The sequence below is a fragment of the Desulfotomaculum sp. genome, assembly GCA_003513005.1.
GTDB lineage: Bacteria > Bacillota > Desulfotomaculia > Desulfotomaculales > Nap2-2B > 46-80.
Genome location: DOTD01000033.1, coordinates 20,775 through 41,115, shown reverse-complemented (window position 1 = coordinate 41,115; position 20,341 = coordinate 20,775). Strand labels below are relative to the sequence as shown.

Genomic DNA, 20,341 nt, shown 5'->3' with positions numbered 1-20,341 from the left:
TCCATAACGGAGCCTGACTGGGGCGAAATCGGCCTGTACAGCCGGCTTCCGTCCATTGATTTGGTAGCAAATCCGGCGACTTACCGGGTCCCGGGGTCACAGGATGAAGCTTTCCCGGTTATCGAGCTAATCTCCGGGGCTATCACCAGGCGGCAGGACAGGTTCTTGAATGAACGGGAAGGGTATCTGGAGAGGGAGGACGATCTGCTGTACTGCACGCTGATCGACCGCTGCTCAAAATGGATTACAAACGGTTTTGTCAGCGGCCTGGGCCAATTCGAGGCCCTTGCCGCCACATTGTCCACTTCATTAAATCTCCTCGTTGTCGGGCAGGATATTTCGGCGATGGCCCGGGCGGCTTTAAGGGTGGTGGAAATGGGAGGAGGAATAGCCCTTATTGAAAAAGGGGGAATTTCTTATTCTTTCCCCCTGAAACTGGCGGGCGTAATGAGCGATCAAAGTTTTACCGAAGCAGCCGCAAAAATACAGGAGTTTGAAGAAAAGGTAAGCGCTTTGGGCTATAAATACAATGACATATGCTACACACTTTTATTTCTGGCCTGTGACTTTCTTCCCTTTTTAAGAATAACCGCTTTGGGAATAATTGATATAAAAAACAAAAGGACGATTATCCCCAGCCGCAGAATTAAAATAAACCCTGGAGAATAAAGATGAGCCTTTCCAGTCGTTTGGACACTATAGCAGGTTATATCCTGCAGGGATCCACTGTTGCAGACATAGGCACGGACCATTTGCAGCTTCCTGTATACCTGATCAATTCAGGGATCTGCCGGTCTGTAATTGCCAGCGAGCTAAACCAGTTGCCCTATCGGCAGGCTGAAAACTTGGCCGCGTTTCACAAATTAAACGATAAGATTCAAGTCCGGCTTGGAGACGGCCTAAAGGTTCTTTCCCCGGGTGAGGCCCAGGTCGTTGTTATAGCGGGAATCGGAGGAGACGCTATTTTAAAGATGCTCTCCGATTCACCCGAAGTGCTGAACACTATCCAAAGGCTTATTCTGCAGCCAATGACCGGAGCAGGATACTTACGCCTCTGGCTTGTTCAAAACGGCTGGCGGATTGGCGCCGAAACCATCGTGGAGGAAAAAGGCAGGCTTTACTGCGTGATTATGGCTGAACACGGCCGGGAGAGCACGCAGGACAAATTTATTATTGAACTAGGGCCGCGCCTTGTCGAAAAAAACAACCCGCTGGTGGACAAGTACTTTTGGAAATTATGTACGGACTATCAAAAACTGGCGGATAAACTTTCCGGCGCCGCCAGTCCAGCGGCAGAAGAAAAAGCCTTGGAAGTTAAAGAAAAGCTGACCGGAATAAAGGAGGTACTGGCTAAAAATGAGCGTAAGCTGTGCTGATATTTTTAATCTGATCGAAGATTTTGCTCCCTTAAACCTTGCTGAAGAGTGGGACAACCCCGGTTTGCAGATTGGGGATCCGGAGTTAAAAGTAAACCGCATTCTGCTCTGCCTTGATGTTGATGAAAAGGCCTGTGACGAAGCAGTCCAGGCAGGCGCTCAGCTGATCATCAGCCACCACCCGCTGCTTTTTAAGCCCGTCAAACAAATTCTGACCGGCACGCCTGCCGGCGCCCTGCTTGCCAAATGCCTTTGTTCGGGATTGGTTGTCTATTCAGCCCATACCAATCTGGACAATGCGAAAGAAGGGGTTAACGACGAACTGGCCAAAAGGCTGGGCCTGGCTGACACAAAGGTCCTGCGTCCAGGTTATACTGAAAAGTATCTTAAACTGGTCGTTTTTGTGCCTTTGGACCATACGGACACAGTGCGCCGGGCTATCTCGCTTGCCGGAGCAGGCTGGATTGGCAATTACAGTGAATGTGCTTTTCAGACGCAGGGAACCGGGACATTCCGGCCGCTGGAAGGCAGCGACCCTTTCATCGGGAAAGTTGGGGAACTTGAAAAGGTTGACGAGGTTCGCCTGGAAACAATCCTGCCGGCCGGACGCGTCAAAGAAGTGATCAAAGCAATGTGCGTCGCCCATCCCTATGAAGAGGTAGCCTATGATCTCTACCCTCTGGCTAACGAAGGCCCAGCCATGGGCACGGGAAGGTATGGTTATACCGCAGAGCCAATAAAGCTGAACAGCTTTATTGAAAAAATAAAAAGCGCCCTGGGAATTACCGGCCTCCGCTTCGGCGGTGATCCGGACGGGATGATCCATTCTGTGGCGGTGTGCGGCGGGGCGGGAGCATCATTGTGGACCTGGGCAAAAAAGAAAAGCGCTGACGTTATGGTAACGTCTGATATTGACTATCATACCGCAAAGGACATGCTTTCCAACAGGCTCAGCTTTGTTGACGCTGGTCATTTCGGGACGGAAAATATAATTATGCCTGTTCTGCGCAAATATCTGGAAGACTGCTGCCGTCAAAAAGGTTTTGAAGTGGCTATATCGACATCCCGGACTCAATTTGATCCTTTCAGTTTCAGCCGGTAGGAAGGTCTTCCTGATTTATGGGATAACAAACCGTATTTCCCCACGACGACGACTCGCTCTTCTCCCCAACATGAAGTCCCGGGGCTGTTGTTTGGGTGAAATAGTATTTAACGCCCTTATATTCATAATAAGAAAACGCTTTATCCTTCGGAGCCTGCTGAAACGCTACTCCCACAGCCATATTTTTTCCGGATACCAGCAGTGAAGTCCTGTAGCCCATATTATTCAAAATTGAGGCAAAAAGCAGCGCCTTGCAGTCGCTGTTGCCGTTATCTACAATAGTCTGTGCGGGAAGCTGCATGTTTGTTTCACTGTACATTAACGCTTCGCAGATAAAACCCAGCACAAAATTGGCGGTTTGATAATCATCAAAACCATCCGCCTGAGCCCGGGCAAGGAGTTTTTCTCCTAAAATTGCGGTAAGCCTGTTGTTTTGCTCTTCAGCTGCCCAGACAGAAAAATTACCTTTGTCTTCAGTGGAACAGACAGCCAGCAGATGCATCTCATCCTCATTCAGCGAAGACAGCATCTGGCTTTGAGTCGAACCGCTGTCGCCGGCGTAAAACTTGGAACATGTGTCGCTTATTTTTCTGTCCCAGTCGACCAGGCTTTGCGGAACTTCTACCCGCCACCTGTAAGAAGAACCGTTATACTGCCATTCGAAATCCCTGCCTGTTGTCTCTACATCCTTAAATTTAATTGAGCCTACGGTTATGTAGTTCGAATCTGTTTCAGAAAGGGAAGAAGCAGGAAAAGAAATCGCCTCGCCCGCAGCCACCTGATATGGTTCTTCTTCAATAATTGGTCCCTTGTCCCATACCCCTGCCCGGTTATTTCTCGCTTCTGTCTCACATTTCATAAAATAATCCGCATATTTAAAATCTTTATTTAGAGGCATCTTCGCGTATCCCATCAGGATGAGCCTGGCATTTAACATTTTATCCCTGACTTCCTGGTTAGAAATTTCCCCGGGTTTGGCGGTATATATATATCCCTCGTTTAATCCGGATTTGGCGGAATCGTCTGTTTCCAGATAAACTGTAGTACCCTCCAATGGTTTGATAAAATCGAGGGCGCCTTTATCATCGCTCTCCGGTAAACCGTAAGGTGTATAAATCTTAGGAAAATCGATTCCGGTTAAAGTAAATTCTTGTTCGCTGTTGTTTATCTTTACAATCAACGAGTTTCCTTTTAAGGTCCGCACAACTAAAGCCTGTGACAGATCAGGCAGAGGGGTTTTTGGAGCGGAGTGATTAATGACAGGCCGGTAAACCGGATCTTCCGATTCTTTTTCGGTGCAACCGTTAAGACTCAACAGCATGAAAAGAATAACTGAGATTAGTGCAATTTTTTTCAATATATTTCCTTCCAGGATATTATTTTGCAATTCCAAGTTATTGGGTTGGCGGCTTCCTCCATTAACGGATCCAAAGTCGCCGCGGCATTCAGATCTGTTGTTATTGTTCCGGCGACAATGGCGCCTGCAAGATTCCCGCCGTCGCTAATTTGGCAAGTATTGGGTGTATAGATAAGCGCCTCCACAGGATTACACCCATTAGAAAGACTTATGTTCCCAAACGAGACCAGAGTCAGACAGCTGTCGGTGTTTAAGCGGCGGATGTTTCCGTTAATATGTATATTGCCTGAACTTACGATAACTCCCACACCGGTATAGTCACCTGATACTGTAACATCACCGTCTGTAAAGATAATTCCGTTTATATCGCTCATATCGCTCGAAGTAAAGGTTTTTGGCCCAACATAAGAATAACTGGCCGTATCCTGACATTGCTGTATGGTAAGTATAGGGAAGGAGTCCAACTGAAAAATTGTGCCGGGGTCGGACGAAGGATGCTTTTCTCCTTTAATGGCGTTACCGGGATCGCTTATTGTATTGGCTGCCCAGGCGCTCCCCCAAACTGCCGGGGCGCCGCCGTCCACTGTTATATTATTTTTTGATTTAATCCAGCCGCCTAAATAATTTGGCGAATCAGGATTGTTATAAGCGACACAGCTCACGGCATTGTCTTCAACAGTAATATTTCCATAAGCCTCAATATTTTCCCCAACGGACGCATTTTCATATAAATGCACATTACCCGTCGCATAAATACTTCCCTTCACAACCGTGCCGTCATTTTGTACCGTAATATCACCGTTAGACCAGACGTTTGAATTAATGGTTCCACAATTTAAGAGAGTTGCTGATGTACCGGTCCAAATCTTTTTCTCGAAATCGACCGGTTTATAAAATCTTACCCGCGCCTCAATAATTTTCCTGCTTTCCCTGTAACTCCCTTCGGAAGTAATTATAAGATCATAATAATAGTCATTTGTTGTCTTGTCTACAGTAACATTTTTAATTTCATTCCCCTGCGCTGAATCCGGGTAGGCAACATTTTCAAAAACAGAAGCAGATACGCTTTCCGGGAGAGTCGTTTTTGCCCAGTCAGGCTCGGCCAGAGCTTTGGCTATTACCCTTTCAACTCCGGCTTCAGCTGTATAGTAAGCCTGGCTCTGTTTTTTTTCATTCGTTGCTGTCTTCATAACCGAAGAGCCCATCACAAGAGCAGCGCCGCCTATTAAAAAAATTGCGGCAGTAATAATCAAAACAAATACAAATGTTTGTCCCCTGCAATTTTTATAAGACAACTTCATTATTCTTTCTACCCTAAAAATTTAAAGCGCCATTGGTCTTATCTTTGTGCTCTGAATGATTATACCGCTGTTCGATTTTTCTCCTTCGCAGGTTATCAGTACTGTCTTTCCGTCGTACTGAAAATTAATGTTTTTTATATTGCTTGCCACAGTATTGTTTCCCGCCCCGTTTACACCCCTTAAAATTTTTTCGCCGTTCAGGTAATAATCGATTACTTTCTGCTCGGCGCCCTCGGTAATTACAAAAACAATTTTTCTGCCGCTGTCCATTATGTATATAGCATAAGCCGGCGGGTTTTCCCCGGACTCCGTTCCCAGATTGGCTCTTGTTGCGCCGGACATGTCGTCCAGGGAAACAGCCTGCCGGATATCCCCGGCTATTTTTTTTACAGCCAGTCTCAAGTTCTCCTGCACTTCTATTTTCCGGTTGTTCTTGGTGTAATCCGAGAAACCGTTTAAATAAATAAATAAAACCATGGCTGCCACAACAGAAAAAACGATCATGGATACAGTGGTTTCCAGCAACGTGAAGCCATTACAGCCTATCTTCTGATTATTTCGCCGGTCAAAGAAACTGATTTGGAAATCCCCTTTGCCTTATAATCAACCGATACGGTTACTGTTTTCAGGCTGTTTTCTCCGTCCGTTACGCTAATCCTGTATGTATACGGGGTGGAATTATCCTTTTGATATATCACATAAGAAGACGTGCCGTCAGGGATACTTGTCCAGTTGGGAGAGACAGCGGCCACGTGCGTTGATCCGGTATAACCGGTTATTGTTCTGACCTGACCGGAACCGGCTCCCCCGGTTATGGCTACCCTGTAATTATCGTACAAGCCATCAGTTGTCTTTGTCCCGGCAAAAGTAATTGTTCCGGCTGTTCCTCCCAAGGCAAAACCGATCTGGTTTTCCGGAATGCTTTTGACTTCTTCGAGAACCTCCTGGGACAGGTTAAGCGCAGCCACTTTATGACGCGCTTCCGCTGTGTAACTGTTGCCTGAAATAAAAAAGTTAATCAGCGGAACAGTGACCACAGCAAGAAAAATAAGGACAACAATTACCTCTAGTAAACCAACTCCGTGCTGATCAAAACAAATTTTTTTCAAATATCTGAGATGCCTTTTTTTCATGCGTTTCTCTTACGGAGGATTGATATCGATTCTTACCTGACCCGTCACAGAAGCCACGATTACGTAGAGGAATTTATTGTTTTTGTTTCTTAACCCCAAATGCCCGCCGCATAAAATTCCGGTATTGCGGAAGGGTTCGCCTTTTGAGTTGAATCTTAGCTCATTGTCGCAGCCATTATTCGGATTATTGTCAAAATCAAAATTTGTCGCAGTAAGGTCTATTCCGGCCGGCAAAACCACCTTTCGGCATTTTGCGCCGGTCTCACATTTCTTCAAGTAGTATACGTCGTTGCAACAATCAAAAAGTATTGCATAAGTTCCGTTATTATCTGCATTTTGCTGCTGAATCAAGCGTATATCCTTGCAGATTAAATTTGCCGCTAAGTTGAGTTTTTGCCTGTTGGCAAGGTTTGATGAGGCAAGCGCGATACCGGAGAACATTATAGCAATAAGAAGAGCCAAAACAACTTCAAACAAGGAAAACCCGGAACTTGAAACAAAAGCTTTCTTTATCCCGGAACCATATGATCACCCATACATTATATATTTAACCAGACATGATATATTTCAACAAATATTGGTATTTACCTGCTATAATAAAAAATTTTTTGCTATATTGTGGAAAAGTCTTGATTTAAAGCAAAAATACCCGATAAAATAAACAAAAAATACTGGAGCAAAAAATGGAAACTTTGCCAGTCGAAAAAGAGCTTTTTTCGTTTGCGCCCGGGGCGCGAAATATAAAAATGCCAATACCAAAATCGGCGCCTAAGGTGTATATAACATTTTCACTTCTATTTTCAGACATCGCTGCCCTGAGTGTTTCGCTCCTTTTAGCCTGGCAGGTAAGACTGCATTTTTTACCACTATTATCGCCTCTATATGCCGGTGAAATGACACTGGATTTCTTCAGGCATCAGTGCTGGATTTTGTTTATACTGTTAACCTACCTGTCTTTTGAAGGTCTTTATTCCGTTCACCTGCCATTTTGGCGGGAAACAAGAAAGATGACTAAAATTCTGACCGTTGCCTTTCTTCTTATCCTGGCCTCGATCTCTCTGGGCAAGATGAGTGCGGAATTTTCAAGAACCGTTCTTGTTTGGTGCTACATTTTTGCGTTGCTGCTCATGCCTTTTTCACGTCTCTGTGTAAAGACATTTCTTTTGCGTTATGGTTTATGGGCCCGGCCTGTAATCATTCTCGGCGCTGGAAAGACAGGAGAACTTGTTACTCAGGCGCTGATCAGAGACCATTACCTTGGATACAACATCTATTGTCTTTTAGATGATGATCCTTTTAAAAAACAGGTGGGAATAATAGTTAATGGCAGACATTTTCAAGTTTTGGGCAAGTTCCAGGACTGCGAAACCGTTATGGAATTAAGCGGTGTCCGCGATCTTATTGTAGCTGCCCCGGGAATGAAACCAGAAAAGTTGGTGGAACTGGTCAACCGCCTGCAACGTTCGGCAAACTCAGTGCTGGTGGTCCCGGATTTATTCGGAATGCCGGTAACCGGAGTAAAGGCTGATTACTTTTTTGACGAGCAAATGCTCACCTTCCGCCTTGCAAATAACCTGGCTAATATTTGGAACATGCTGGTAAAAAGAACATTTGATCTTACCGTTGGTTTTCTTCTTTTCGTATGCCTGCTGCCTGTCATAACGATCATTGCTATAATAATAAAACTTGATTCCAAAGGACCTGTTTTTTTCGGGCACCAAAGAATCGGACAAGCGGGAAAAATGTTTTTGTGTTACAAATTCAGGACAATGGTTGAAAATGCCCAGGAAATACTGGAAGACATCCTTCAAAAAAATCCCCGCCTGCAAACGGAATGGGATCAGCACTACAAACTCAGAACCGACCCTCGTATAACCAAAGTGGGAAAATTCCTTCGCTGGACCAGTTTGGATGAGTTACCCCAACTGATTAACGTGTTGAAAGGCGAGATGAGTCTTGTCGGACCCAGACCTATTACAAAGAAAGAAATTCCATTCTTTAACTCGTACATAGATGATTATTATCTTGTCCGTCCCGGTGTAACAGGTCTGTGGCAGGTAAGCGGGCGCAGTGAAATTGAATATCTTCGCCGTGGGCGTCTTGAAGCGTGGTACATTCGCAACTGGTCCTTATGGCTGGATATTACTCTGCTGCTTCGCACTCTGGCTGCTGTTTTGGCGGGAAAAGGGGCATACTGATCAGAAGTTTTGATGAATTTTTATAATCTGCTGGCGCTGCGATAGCAGCATGAATGTCTACTTGAATTATTTCTTCCAGATATATTCGGATTGAGGTGGAACTAATTCATCATCCGAACCACTGGTTGAAACACCGGCTGTACCACTGTCCGAACCGCCGGCTGTATTCTGAACGGATCCGGTTCCTTCCGGCGGGCTGCCGGTACTCTCCGGCGGGCTTACGGGGTTAATGATTTTTCCGGTTAATTCGGGAATAGGAGCTATCATAACCGCAGGCCGGAAAATATTATACCTTCCAGTCAACCATCTGGAAACATCCTCTAAAGAAAGACGCCCCTGGGGTGTTTTTGCAGAAAAGATAGTCATATCAGCAGTCATTTTTACGTCATTTGTCCCAGAAACCGACTCCATTTTTAAACCCTGCACCTCGGTTAAGTTGGTCATGTTCTCTATATCCTCACATAAATGCAGCATCTCGCGATAATTTCCCTGTGCCGTGATTTTAACAGGCATTTCCAGCAATATCGGATCTTCTTTAATATTTCCGGGCTCCAGACTGGTAATATCCACCCCTGCAAAGATTCCGTCCAGACCTAAAATTATCACACTGGAACCGTCTCTCATTTCAGTCTCAAAATACTTCCCGGTTGCCTTTATATCATTTTTTGCCTTGTCCAGCTTGCTGCTCTCAATCTGCAGAGATGCTGACTGCGCTAAAGCCTGAGTAAGCTTGGCCTGATTTTCGGCCAATTCGCTTTTTACTTTCGAATACGCTTCAAGCTGTTTAGTAAGGATAAAGTGATAAAAACAAAATCCCACCACGGCGATGAGTAAAATCAGTAAAAGTATCTTATCCCTGCCGCTTAAACGTTCCAACATTTATAAATCATCCTTTAGTAGGGCTGTTATTTGAAAAGTAATCCCCTGGCTCTCCCTGCTTGCTTTGATCAGTTTAACTTCTTTGAAATAAGGAAGCTGATACAGGTTGTTGATAAAAACGCCAATAGAAGACATGGTCAGAGAAGCTCCCTTAAAATCAACTTGGTTAGGCCTCTGTATATCAACAGATTGGCCAGAGCCAGCCAAACTTGACTGCTTCTGCTCTTCTTTGCCCGTTATAACCGGGCTGGAACCAATAGTTACCTTAAGGTCTGGTTTGTAAGACAGTTCCACGCTGTTAAGCCACAGGTCAACAGGAGAAATATTATTATAATCGTAGAACATATCAGACCAAACTACATGCCTTTTTAACAGGAAATTATATTGGTCGATAGTTTTCTCCAGTTCTTTCCTTTCGCTGGTAATTTTCTCAACCCTGTCAACGACCGGAGCCAGTTCAGCCAACTGCTGCTGAGTTCCTCTCAGCTGATTATTCATCACAAAAAAATTAATAACTAAGAAGCCACAACTAATTGCCAATAAAGTAACTATCAGGGTAACACCGCTGATTAAAAAAAGACGGCGGAGATCAATATTTCCCTCCCGTTGTAGGTTGGGCGGCAAAAAATTTACCTTGTAAATCAAGAGAGTACCTCCCTTATGGCCAGCCCAATGGCTACAGCGTATTGAGGATCAAAATCCATACCTTGCGGCAGATCCAATCCGGGGATCCCTTCTTCAACAGGAAGATCAAGCGCATCACGCAAGTAATCGGCAAGACCTTTCAGCTTGCATGTTCCCCCGCTTATAATTACTTTTTCTACAGAGAGATTCTCCAAACTGGAATAATAATCAAGTGAACGGCTAATCTCCCTGGAAATCTCATCAAGACCTTCACGCAAAATCCCACTAATATGCCCGCTTCCAGGCCCCTGGTCATGTTCGTATTCCGCAGTAACAGCAGCTTCTTCTTTCATTTGCTGGGCATCCAAAAATTCCACGCCGTAGGTTTCCATCAGACGTCCTGTTAAGACGCCGCCCCCTACCGGTAAAAGACGAACAAATCTGATCATTGTATCTTTTACTATAACCAGTTGAGAAGTTTTAGCGCCTATTTCGACAATGGCCACAATCCCTGCTGATGATTTTCCAAAAAGGCGCCAGAGCGCAAAAGCCTTTAAATCAATAGCGGTCAATGTCATTCCGGCGCGTGAAAAGACGCTGTGATACTGGTATACTATGGCCGAAGGCACGGCTAAAAGAAGGATGTTTTCTCCTTCTTTTTGATCCTGTGTTGTCAGTCCTTGATCCAAACGGATATGCCTGACAATCAGCTGATCAACCGGTATGGGAACAAATTTCTCAAGCTCGAATCTGGCAGCCGCCGCGAGTTCCTTATCACTCATTTTCGGCAGGAGTATAATGCGGCTGATCAGCTTTTCCCCGCCGATACAGGTAATAACTTCCTTTAATTGGGGATTGGCTATTTCTCTCAAAGCAACGACAAGGTTTTCTTCATCGAATTGCTCCGTCCAAACTCCTGAAGGAGCAGGATAACTTCTCAAGTCAGCAACTTCGGGAACACCACCTATAACCTTGACTTCCGCAACTTTAATCGTGCTTGTGCCGATATCAATTCCCATAAAGTGATTTTTTTTGGGCAAGATCCTCTGTAAAATATTTTTCAAACAGAAGTCCCCCTAAGCAACGTTTAACTTTAAATAAGTAAAGATTTTCATGAAAAATTATTTTGTCCTTTAATCAATCTAAATTTACAACCTTCGACATTTTTTTAATTTTTCCTTTTTTATCCTGAAAGTTTTTAAAATATTTTATCAACTAAAAACATTTAACCAAAAACTATACTTGTGAAAAAAACCGCCGAAATATATTAAAGAACCGTGGATGTAAAATGCAGCCGGTTTCTGGTTCGAAAAAGGATTGCTGGCAAACAGATTATATATTTGTGTTGAAATATGTCATTAGTTTTAAACCTTTCATTTTAAGAAGATTCGGTTATCTCTTTGTAAATAAAAACAGCTACTACTTTTCCACAGGCATGATTCATTTACGGACAGCCAGGACTTTTGAAGCCGTCTTAATCAGAAAAATGGAATTTAAAATCCACAAGGCCTTTCTCTAAACGATAATATATATCCAGTTACAAACCCATCCATTGAATGTTAATATGCAGGAAAAATCATCACATCTGTAGAAAATATCAGAAATTTGGAAGACAGCCAAAAAAAGGAGTAAAAAATGAAAATCCCACCCGCAAAAATTTATTTTTCAGAAAAAGATAAGTCTGAAATTTTAAACAGAATAAACGAGTCACTCACCAGCGGCCAATTAACACTGGGTAAGAACACAAGGGAATTTGAAGAAAGCTTTGCGGCTTATCTTAACATTAAAAATACAGTTGCCGTAAACAGCGGAACCAGCGCCCTGGAAATACCGCTGCGGATATTCAACGTCAAGGATAAAGAGGTGCTTGTCCCTACAAATACTTTTTTTGCCACTGTTCTGGCTGTTCTTCACGCGGGAGCCAAAGTATGTTTTGTAGAAGCCGATCCGGCAACTTTTTCAGTAGATGTGAACGATTTAAAAAACAAAATAGGTTCTCAAACGGCCGGAGTTATTGTAGTCCATATTGGAGGAATTGTAACTCCGCGGATTAATGAAATAAGAGAACTCTGTGAAGAACACGGCATTTTTTTGCTTGAAGACGCAGCCCATGCCCACGGAAGCGCATATAGCGGCAAAAAAGCCGGTACTTTCGGCCACGCGGCTTCCTTCTCTTTTTATCCCACCAAGCTTATCACCAGCGGGGAAGGCGGGATGATTGCTTCCAGCGATGAAAAGATAAAGAACGAGGCTATGCTCTTCCGTGATCAGGGCAAAGTATCTTTTACGCAAAATTTACACGGCAAGCTGGGTTACAACTGGCGCATGAGCGAGATTCACGCGGCTGCAGGGCTTGTTCATTTCAGAAACCTGGAATCTTTTATAGAAGAAAGAGCAAATATCGCCAGGATTTATGATAAACACTTAAAAGGCGGCAATGTAATTACTCCTTTAAAAATTCCCGAAGGTTGCAGAACGAACTATTACAAGTACATAGCAATGATCGATAAAAATATTGATCGTCAAATTTTAAAAAATCATCTCCGGGACAAATATGACGTCGGCCTTAGCGGAGAGGTATATGAGACTCCCTGTCATCTCCAGCCTGTCTTTAAAGAGCAGTTTAAAGAAGGCGATTTTCCGCTGGCGGAGGAAATCTGTCAAAGGCACATCTGCCTGCCTGTATACCAGGGAATGAAAGATGAAGATGCTGAATACGCAGCTTTCTCATTGAAGAAAGCTGCCGAGGATATTTACGGCCAAAAAAAAATAGAAAATATAAAATGAGAAAGGATACCTAAATGAGATGTCTGGTAACCGGCGGATCCGGTTTTATAGGTTCACACGTAGTGGATAAACTGATCAGCAAAGGTGCAAGAGTAAGGATTTTTGATATGGTTTTGCCTGCTTTCAGGCATGATGTTGAATTTTATCACGGAAGCATACTTGATCTGGAAGCGCTCAGGATGGCAATAAGCGGCGTGGATGTTGTCTTTCACCTTGCCGCCATAGCGGACGTTAAAGACGTGTACGAAGATCCGTATTATGCCGAAGCCATTAACGTCAGGGGCACGATGAACGTTCTGGAAGCATCCAGAAGATCCGGCGGACGGGTAAAGAAAGTAGTATACGGAAGCACTACCTGGGTTTACAGCGAAGCAGAAGGTGCGGTCGTGGACGAGAGCGTACCCCTGCATCCACCGACTCATCTCTATACTGCCACTAAAATAACCGGTGAGTATTACTGTTTTGCCTACAGCAGGCTCTACGGACTGGAAACTGTCGTGCTTCGCTATGGAATACCATATGGGCCCAGGGCCAGGGACGGCGCAGTAATACCTATTTTTGTAAACAAGGCCCTGAGGGGAGAACCTTTAACTATTGCAGGCGACGGTTCCCAGTTTAGAAAGTTCGTCTATGTTGAAGACCTGGCCGAAGGAAATGTCCTGGCCTTGAAGTCAATAGCTAAAAACAAGATATATAATCTTGACGGCAACGAAAAAATTTCTATAAGACAAATAGCTGAAACTGTCCGCGAAATAATCGGCGATGTAAAAATAGAATATATCCCTGCCCGCCCCGGGGATTTCTCCGGAAAGGAAGTTGTCAGCCAATTGGCCAAAGAAGAACTTGGCTGGGAACCGAAAATCTCATTCAGGGAAGGGGTAAAAAGGTATGTTGAATGGTTTAAAGAAACTCAGGATAAATTAGGTGTAACACAGCTTGACCTAAATAAAACGTAAAAACAATTAAAATCAAAATTGGAAAGAAAAAATGAGTATTAGAAACTGGTTTGCAGTTAAAATAAATCATGATTATTTTAGCTTAAGCTCAAAAATGGAAAATATAAAGTATTTTGCAGAACAAGGCTTTTTATTCAACCATTTAATAGATCGAATCAAATGGCATTATGCCCCTTCTTTTTTTTATGTTCTAAGATTCCCAAGCCATATTGACATCGAAGCGTCCAACATGTGCCAAATGTCATGTCCAATGTGCGGAAGACACTTGATGAAAAACATCAAACAGGGTCATATGGATTTTGATCTTTATAAAAAAATCATTGACGAATGCTCGAGAGAAAAGGTGTACTCAATAAAGCTCAGCTGGCGCGGTGAACCGCTGTTAAATCCCAACATTGCAAAGATGATTAACTACGCAAAAGAAAAGGGAATCAAGGATGTTGCTTTTCTTACAAACGGCGAAAGGTTAAACGAAAATTTAACCAATCAGCTTATCGAATCCGGTTTGGATTGGATAAGCATTTCATTTGACGGTTTAAATGATGTGTACGAAAAAATCAGGTATCCTGCCAAATTTGAAAAGGCTGTAAAAGAAATAAAATACATCAAAAAAGCCCGTGAACAAAAAAGGCTGAAAAAACCTTTGATCAGGATACAATCAATCTGGTCGGCTATAAAGAACAACCCGGACGAATTCAAAGATTTCTGGAAACCAGTTGCCGATAGAATCAATTTTATTGCCGATCAGATAAGGTCCAGGGAAGAAAAAGATTTTTCACACGATCCAAATTATATCTGCCAGTCGCCATGGCAGAGAATTTGTATTATGTGGGACGGCCGGGTAGCTCAATGCCACGGAGATTATCTGGAAAGAAACATATTAGGGGATGTTAAAGCAAATACATTGCGTGAAATCTGGCATGGTGAAAAATTCAACAATTTAAGAAGCTTAATGAGAAACAAAAAAAGGCTGGATACTCCACCCTGTAAAATATGCTGTGATGGTGGTATAACGCAGGAAGAAAATATTATTGTGGAAGACAAGAAAATGAAGATTCTCAAATACATTGGACAGGAACTTGACGTTGCTTCAATGGACGCAAGGCCGGGAGCAAGAAAATGAGAGTTCTGGTTATTGCCCCTCATATGGACGACGAAACGCTGGGCGCAGGAGGCGCCATAACTAAACACGTTACAGCGGGTGATCAGGTAACGGTCTGTTTCATCGCCAACAGAGCTTACAATCATGTTTATGATAATTGCATGATCCAAAAGCAAAAAGAAGCCGCCCTAAAATCAAAAGAAATCCTCGGTTATAATGAAGCAATCTTTTTTGACTTGAATGACGAACAGTTGGACGAAAAAACAATCAATATACTTGTTCCTCTTGAAAAACTGATTACTGAACTGCGACCCGAAATCATTTATCTTAACCACAGGGGCGACACAAACCAGGATCACAGTTCTGTTTTTAAAGCCGGAATTATCGCTGCCAGGACATTTGCAAATCCATATCTAAAAAGAATTTTATGTTATGAAATTTTATCTTCCACTGATCAGGCTCCTCCTTTTCAGGAATACGGTTTTTTACCCAATTACTACGTCAACATAGAGGATTTTATCCAACAAAAAATTAACGCTTTAAAATGCTATGAAGATGAACTGAGAATCTTCCCCCACCCCAGGTCCGTAGATGGAGTGGTTACCCTGGCTAAAAAAAGGGGTATGGAAATCGGATACCAGTATGCTGAGGCATTTTCACTGGTCAGGGAAAAGTGGGATTAGATTGAAGATTTGTTTTAGGGTAGACGCTGGAAACAAAATCGGCATGGGGCATTTAATGGAATCATTGGCGCTTGCCGGCAGCTTGAAGAAAAAAATTACCGAAGAGATTGTTTTTATTGCCAATAGTCCAGCAATCAAGATTATCGAGAAAAACGGTCATAAAGCTGTTAAGATAAATGATCAGATAAATGAGAAAGAAGAAGTCTCTTTCATAAAGGACATTTTAAGGAAATCCGGCTGTCAGTGTTTAATTATTAACCTTCCCGGTAAAGACAGCAGTTTTTTTAATAAATTGGAGTCAGGCGCAGAAAAGACAGCGGTTATTCTTGACGATGCTGAACACCGGCCGATAAAAGCTGATATTGTTGTAAATTACAGTATAACTCAGGAAGAAAAGTACTATCTGTCCCTGCCTCAGTCTAAGACTTTATATTACATCGGGCCCAAGTATGCTCTTCAACCGGAGATACTGCATAAATCATGGAAACAGGAAAAATATATACCTGATCAATGCCGGGCTATATTATTGAATCAGGGAGGAAGCGATCCCTTCGGGCTAACTATACGGATTATAAAAGAACTGGAATTGTTAAACCTTAAACAGGTAATCTATATACTCACAGGCCAGGAAATGCTGCCGAAACACAAGAACGAAATCGAAAAAACAAAGCCGTTTCTAAAAAATAATTATCGGTTCATGGACAGCATTACCCAGGAAAAAGTATATGAATTAATGGCCGAATGCGATTTGGCTATTACTGCAGCCGGCAATACACTTTATGAGCTTGCTGTTTTCGGAGTACCATCGATAACCGTCTGTCATCATGAATTGCACAATAAGGTTGCGGGCAAATTCGCCGAAAGAAAAGCTGTAATTAATTTAGGCGAAGGTTTAAAATTACGTGATGGTATTATTGCTAAAACTGTTCATAATCTGATTAACTCTAAAGAAGAAAGGATTTTCTTGAACGGAAATATAAAAAGAATAGCAGATGGGCTTGGAAGTAAAAGAGTTGCCGAGAGGATTTTAGAATGTTAAGGGTTCTAATGACCGGAGCAGGCGGTTATTTAGGAAGTTCGTTATTAGCCCGTTTACCTGATTGGAATATTACGGCGCTTGGAACGGAAAAACCGGGGATAATCCTCCCGGATAATTTTACATTCATTAAAGGCAGTATCACAGATGATCAACTCGTCTATGAATTGACGAAAAACATTGACCTGGTTTTGCATCTCGCGGCAGTTAAAGGTTCGGAGCAGTGCAGGGAAAAACCCCTGGAAACTATCGAAATAAATGTTTGGGGAACCCATACCCTATTAAAAAACGCATTGCTAAATAATGTTCAAAGATTTATCTTTGCTTCGACTTATTGGGTTTACGGAGGTACCAACGAATTACCCTTTAAGGAAAGCATGCCGGCCAGGCCGGACGAATTATACGGGATAAGCAAAGCTGTTTCTGAAATGGAAATTACCGGGTCGGATATAGATTACGTTATTTTAAGGTTTACAAATATTTTTGGTTTGGGCAGTGGGATAAAGCATGAAGATGTTGTTTTTAACTTTATCAAGTCCGCAGTAGAAAGAAAGCCTTTAAATGTATTTGGGGAAGGAACACAGAAACTGGACTTTATAGAAATAGGGGATGTCTGCAATTGTCTCCTAAGAATTAGTCAAAACAAGGAAATTTCTAGGCGCATCCTGAATGTGGGCAGCGGAAGGCCCGTTACTATTAACGAACTTGCCGAAATAATTAAGCTCACACTTTATAATGAGTATCAAACTGAAGTACCCATCGTACACCCCCCCTTTCAAGTTAAGGCGGATGATAAATGGGTTTCCATTGTTGAATTAGAAAACAAGACAGGCACAGTAATTGAAGAAGCTTTGGAACAGTCAATAAAAAAATTTTTTCGAGATTATAAGGAGAAATACTGTTGATCCAAACTGCAAGGCCATTTTTTAAAAATAAGGATTTAATTATTGAGGAAATTAAAAAAATACTGGAAACAGGACAATTAATGAACGGGGACAATACCGCAGCTTTTGAGCGCGAGTTTGCAGAATTCACAGGAACTAATTATGCAATCTCAGTAAATTCTTGTACGACAGCCCTGGAAATTGTCCTGCGTCACCTTAATATCCGGGACAAGGAAGTTATTGTTCCTGTCAACACTTTTGTAGCTACGTGCAGCGCCGTATTATTCGCGGGAGGCAAACCTGTTTTTGCGGATATTAAGGACAATACTTATAACATAGGAGTCGAGGAAGTCAGAAAAAAGATCAGCCGCCAAACGAAAGCGGTGGTTGTTGTGCATATTGCCGGTATTGTTTGTGAGGATATCCTGGAAATAAAAAAACTATGTGAAGAGTATAATATATCTCTTATTGAAGACTGTGCCCATGCCGTCGGGGCATCTTACGGGAATAACCTGGCAGGAACATATGGGCTGGCTGGGTGCTTTTCTTTTTACCCGACAAAGATTATTACTACGGGAACCGGAGGAATGATCACTACCAATTCAAAAGAACTGGACATGTTTGCCAGGAGTGTCAGATATCATGGTAAAAGCAATGACAGCCACGAGATTGTAAATGTCGGCAACAACTGGTTTATGGATGAAATAAGGGCAACCCTGGGGCTGTACCAACTGCGGGATATTAATGGATTAATCGCTCACAGAAGACTGATAGCCAAATTATATAATAAGAAGCTAGAAAAAATTAAAGGTGTCAACATACTTAAAGCTGCAGACGGATGCATGCCTTCGTTTTACAAATACCCGGTTCAGTTGGAAAACGAAGACGAGCGTAATAAACTAAAAGATCATTTCCATAAAAATTATCAGATTGAACTGGAAAGCGTTTACTGGCCGCCATGTCATCTGCAGCCTGTGTTTAGAAAACTTTTTGGTTGTAATCCGGGAGATTTCCCTGCAGCCGAGCAGATTCTAAGCAAGCAGGTAACACTGCCTATTCATTCCCTGATTAGTGAAAAAGACGTTGATCATGTTGTTTCCGGAATGAAGGAATTTCTATGCGTATAGGTATCCACCAGCCGATGTACCTACCCTGGTTGGGGTTCTTTGACAGGATTTATAAATGTGATACTTTTATCCTGCTGGATAATATAGCGTATTCTAAAAATTATTTTGTCAACCGAAATAAAATCAGAACATTGGAAGGATGGACCTGGTTAACCGTACCTGTGCTGACTAAAGGAAACTTTGGACAGCTGATCAAGGATGTACGTATTGACAACTCAACTAACTGGGCCGAGAAACACTGGAAATCGCTTTATTATACATATAAAAAAGCCCCCTACTTTGAACTGCACAAGGATTTTTTTAAAAAGACATATCAGGAAAAATGGTTTCTTTTAATCGATTTGATAGAACACATACTTTCTTATTTGCTGAATGGTATAGGAATCAAAACCCCGGTAAAAAAAGCTTCCCTTTCCCCAGCGGAAGGGAAGAAGGAAGAATTGGTCTTAAACTTATGTAAACACTTTGGAGCAAAAGAGTATTTATCCGGGCCTGATGGCAGAAATTATTTAAACCAGGATTTGTGGAACCAAAACAACATTAAAATACTTTTCCACGATTATCTGCATCCAGAATACAATCAAGTCCAGGGTGATTTTATGCCTTTTATGTCGGTTGTGGACTTATTATTCAATTGTGGAGCAGAGTCTTTAAAGATTTTAGGTGCCAATAAAAATAAAGGGATTCTTTTAAATGACACAAATAATCAAAGTTGGCAATAAAAAAATAGGGCCCGGATGCCCTGTATTTGTTATAGCCGAAATAGGATGTAATTTTGAAGGCGATCTGGACCGGGCGAAAGAAATGATCCGCGCGGCGTCGGCTGCCGGAGCAGATGCCGTAAAATTTCAAACTTTTATACCTGAAAAGCTTACCACCAGGACAGCCCCTAAATTCTGGGATATTGAAGGCTGTCCGGGTGAAACTCAGTATGATGAATTTATTCAGATGCCTAAGCTGACTCTGGAAAAATACAAGGAACTTAAAAAAACGGCTGAGGACGCCCGCATCATATTTTTTTCAACGCCCGAAGATGAGGATTCGGCTGATCTGCTAGAGAGTATCGGCGTCCCACTTTACAAGATCAGTTCCATGAATATTACACACTTGCCTCTCTTAAGGCATGTAGCCAAAAAGGGCAAACCCATAATTATCTCTACCGGAGGCTCTACAATAAAAGAAATAAAAGAAGCTGTTACAGCTATAGTGTCCGAAGGGAACCGGCAAATAGTTATTTTGCATTGCATAACCAATTATCCGGCAAAGGTTGAAAATGTAAACTTGAATATGATAATAGATATCAAAAATAATTTCGGCGATTACCCTATCGGTTACTCGGACCATACAAAGATGGAAGACAGTTTAAGCATTATAATCGGAGCAGCCGCTCTGGGCGCAAACTCTATTGAGAAACATTTCACTTTTGATAAAAACCGTCCGGGATACGATCATGAAATTTCAGCCGATTACCAGGATTTAAAGGAAATAACCAACAGGTTAAGAATTCTGGAAAGAGGACTGGGTATTTCCTGTAAAAAGCCGACCGAATCCGAAAAGAAGATCATTCCCCTGGCTAGAAGGAGTATTGTAGCAAAAACAGACATACCAAAGGGAACCAGGATAAGCAAAGATATGTTGAGCATTAAAAGACCGGGCACAGGCATCGAACCAAAGTTTATCCTTGATGTAGTTGGAAAGAAGGCTTTAACCCATATCAAGGAAGATGAGATTTTGGTCTGGAACATGCTGAATTTAACTGGCAAAGAAGACATTTAATATTTTTTGGGGGTGTGAAG

The 20,341-nt window shown here is 42.5% G+C and carries 23 protein-coding genes; 15 read left to right on the top strand and 8 right to left on the bottom strand.

Annotation, left to right across the window (positions count from 1 at the left end; genetic code table 11):
• The 3 genes from DEH07_03935 to DEH07_03925 all read left to right on the top strand — a co-directional run.
• Positions 1-669, top strand: a 669-nt coding sequence (locus DEH07_03935; GenBank protein HBY03687.1) for an adenosine deaminase, incomplete at its 5' end; no start/stop codon positions are given.
• A 2-nt stretch (positions 670-671) separates the two neighbouring features.
• Positions 672-1,376 carry an SAM-dependent methyltransferase gene (locus DEH07_03930; protein HBY03686.1) on the top strand — a complete coding sequence of 235 codons (705 nt, stop codon included), beginning with the start codon at positions 672-674 and terminating at the stop codon, positions 1,374-1,376.
• Entirely contained in the window at positions 1,357-2,478 is a 1,122-nt protein-coding gene (locus DEH07_03925; GenBank protein ID HBY03685.1) for a Nif3-like dinuclear metal center hexameric protein, read from the top strand. Before DEH07_03930 ends, DEH07_03925 begins: the two co-directional genes overlap by 20 nt.
• Here the strand turns inward: DEH07_03925 and DEH07_03920 are convergent.
• The 5 genes from DEH07_03920 to DEH07_03900 are packed head-to-tail and all read right to left on the bottom strand — an operon-like array spanning position 2,468 to position 6,620.
• A complete protein-coding gene (locus DEH07_03920; protein HBY03684.1) occupies positions 2,468-3,871 on the bottom strand; it encodes a hypothetical protein in 1,404 nt (467 codons plus the stop codon). The two genes, DEH07_03925 and DEH07_03920, sit on opposite strands and share 11 nt — an antisense overlap.
• Positions 3,832-5,130 carry a hypothetical protein gene (locus DEH07_03915; protein HBY03683.1) on the bottom strand — a complete coding sequence of 433 codons (1,299 nt, stop codon included), beginning with the start codon at positions 5,128-5,130 and terminating at the stop codon, positions 3,832-3,834. The genes DEH07_03920 and DEH07_03915 overlap by 40 nt, the downstream gene beginning before the upstream one ends.
• Positions 5,131-5,157: 27 nt before the next feature.
• A complete protein-coding gene (locus DEH07_03910) occupies positions 5,158-5,715 on the bottom strand; it encodes a hypothetical protein (GenBank protein ID HBY03682.1) in 558 nt (185 codons plus the stop codon).
• Positions 5,679-6,269 (bottom strand): hypothetical protein, encoded by a 591-nt coding sequence (locus DEH07_03905; GenBank protein ID HBY03681.1) that lies wholly within the window; start codon positions 6,267-6,269, stop codon positions 5,679-5,681. The genes DEH07_03910 and DEH07_03905 overlap by 37 nt, the downstream gene beginning before the upstream one ends.
• A gap of 9 nt (positions 6,270-6,278) precedes the next feature.
• The gene (locus DEH07_03900; protein ID HBY03680.1) at positions 6,279-6,620 is read right to left on the bottom strand and encodes a hypothetical protein; all 342 of its coding nucleotides are present in this window, start codon (positions 6,618-6,620) and stop codon (positions 6,279-6,281) included.
• Positions 6,621-6,630: 10 nt separating this feature from the next.
• On the opposite strand from DEH07_03900, the gene DEH07_03895 reads away from it, so the two are divergent.
• Together DEH07_03895 and DEH07_03890 are read left to right on the top strand one after the other, a co-directional pair.
• Positions 6,631-6,930: a hypothetical protein gene (locus DEH07_03895; GenBank protein ID HBY03679.1), complete on the top strand. Its 300-nt coding sequence runs from the start codon at positions 6,631-6,633 to the stop codon at positions 6,928-6,930.
• 22 nt (positions 6,931-6,952) lie between these two features.
• The gene (locus tag DEH07_03890; protein HBY03678.1) at positions 6,953-8,467 is read left to right on the top strand and encodes an undecaprenyl-phosphate galactose phosphotransferase WbaP; all 1,515 of its coding nucleotides are present in this window, start codon (positions 6,953-6,955) and stop codon (positions 8,465-8,467) included.
• Between the two features lie 66 nt (positions 8,468-8,533).
• Here DEH07_03890 and DEH07_03885 read toward each other — a convergent pair whose 3' ends face one another.
• The 3 genes from DEH07_03885 to DEH07_03875 are packed head-to-tail and all read right to left on the bottom strand — an operon-like array spanning position 8,534 to position 10,989.
• Positions 8,534-9,346 (bottom strand): hypothetical protein, encoded by an 813-nt coding sequence (locus tag DEH07_03885; GenBank protein HBY03677.1) that lies wholly within the window; start codon positions 9,344-9,346, stop codon positions 8,534-8,536.
• A complete protein-coding gene (locus DEH07_03880; GenBank protein HBY03676.1) occupies positions 9,347-9,991 on the bottom strand; it encodes a hypothetical protein in 645 nt (214 codons plus the stop codon).
• On the bottom strand, positions 9,988-10,989 hold the full coding sequence (locus tag DEH07_03875; GenBank protein HBY03675.1) for a pilus assembly protein PilM: 1,002 nt from the start codon (positions 10,987-10,989) through the stop codon (positions 9,988-9,990). Before DEH07_03875 ends, DEH07_03880 begins: the two co-directional genes overlap by 4 nt.
• Before the next feature lie 269 nt (positions 10,990-11,258).
• Here DEH07_03875 and DEH07_03870 point away from each other — a divergent pair, with 269 nt between their 5' ends.
• The 10 genes from DEH07_03870 to DEH07_03825 all read left to right on the top strand — a co-directional run bounded on the left by DEH07_03870 (position 11,259) and on the right by DEH07_03825 (position 20,321).
• Positions 11,259-11,489 (top strand): hypothetical protein, encoded by a 231-nt coding sequence (locus DEH07_03870; GenBank protein ID HBY03674.1) that lies wholly within the window; start codon positions 11,259-11,261, stop codon positions 11,487-11,489.
• 116 nt (positions 11,490-11,605) lie between these two features.
• Complete coding sequence (locus DEH07_03865; GenBank protein ID HBY03673.1) at positions 11,606-12,757, top strand: aminotransferase DegT; 1,152 nt, start codon at positions 11,606-11,608, stop codon at positions 12,755-12,757.
• Between the two features lie 14 nt (positions 12,758-12,771).
• Positions 12,772-13,713 carry an epimerase gene (locus tag DEH07_03860; GenBank protein HBY03672.1) on the top strand — a complete coding sequence of 314 codons (942 nt, stop codon included), beginning with the start codon at positions 12,772-12,774 and terminating at the stop codon, positions 13,711-13,713.
• 31 nt (positions 13,714-13,744) lie between these two features.
• Positions 13,745-14,836 (top strand): hypothetical protein, encoded by a 1,092-nt coding sequence (locus tag DEH07_03855; protein ID HBY03671.1) that lies wholly within the window; start codon positions 13,745-13,747, stop codon positions 14,834-14,836.
• Positions 14,833-15,498, top strand: a complete 666-nt coding sequence (locus DEH07_03850; protein ID HBY03670.1) for a hypothetical protein — start codon at positions 14,833-14,835, stop codon at positions 15,496-15,498. The genes DEH07_03855 and DEH07_03850 overlap by 4 nt, the downstream gene beginning before the upstream one ends.
• Entirely contained in the window at positions 15,407-16,537 is a 1,131-nt protein-coding gene (locus DEH07_03845; GenBank protein HBY03669.1) for a hypothetical protein, read from the top strand. Before DEH07_03850 ends, DEH07_03845 begins: the two co-directional genes overlap by 92 nt.
• Entirely contained in the window at positions 16,531-17,439 is a 909-nt protein-coding gene (locus DEH07_03840) for a hypothetical protein (GenBank protein ID HBY03668.1), read from the top strand. The genes DEH07_03845 and DEH07_03840 overlap by 7 nt, the downstream gene beginning before the upstream one ends.
• Entirely contained in the window at positions 17,430-18,545 is a 1,116-nt protein-coding gene (locus DEH07_03835) for an aminotransferase DegT (protein ID HBY03667.1), read from the top strand. The genes DEH07_03840 and DEH07_03835 overlap by 10 nt, the downstream gene beginning before the upstream one ends.
• Positions 18,536-19,267 carry a hypothetical protein gene (locus tag DEH07_03830; protein ID HBY03666.1) on the top strand — a complete coding sequence of 244 codons (732 nt, stop codon included), beginning with the start codon at positions 18,536-18,538 and terminating at the stop codon, positions 19,265-19,267. Before DEH07_03835 ends, DEH07_03830 begins: the two co-directional genes overlap by 10 nt.
• Positions 19,239-20,321, top strand: a complete 1,083-nt coding sequence (locus tag DEH07_03825; GenBank protein ID HBY03665.1) for a hypothetical protein — start codon at positions 19,239-19,241, stop codon at positions 20,319-20,321. Before DEH07_03830 ends, DEH07_03825 begins: the two co-directional genes overlap by 29 nt.
• Positions 20,322-20,341 lie beyond the last annotated feature (20 nt).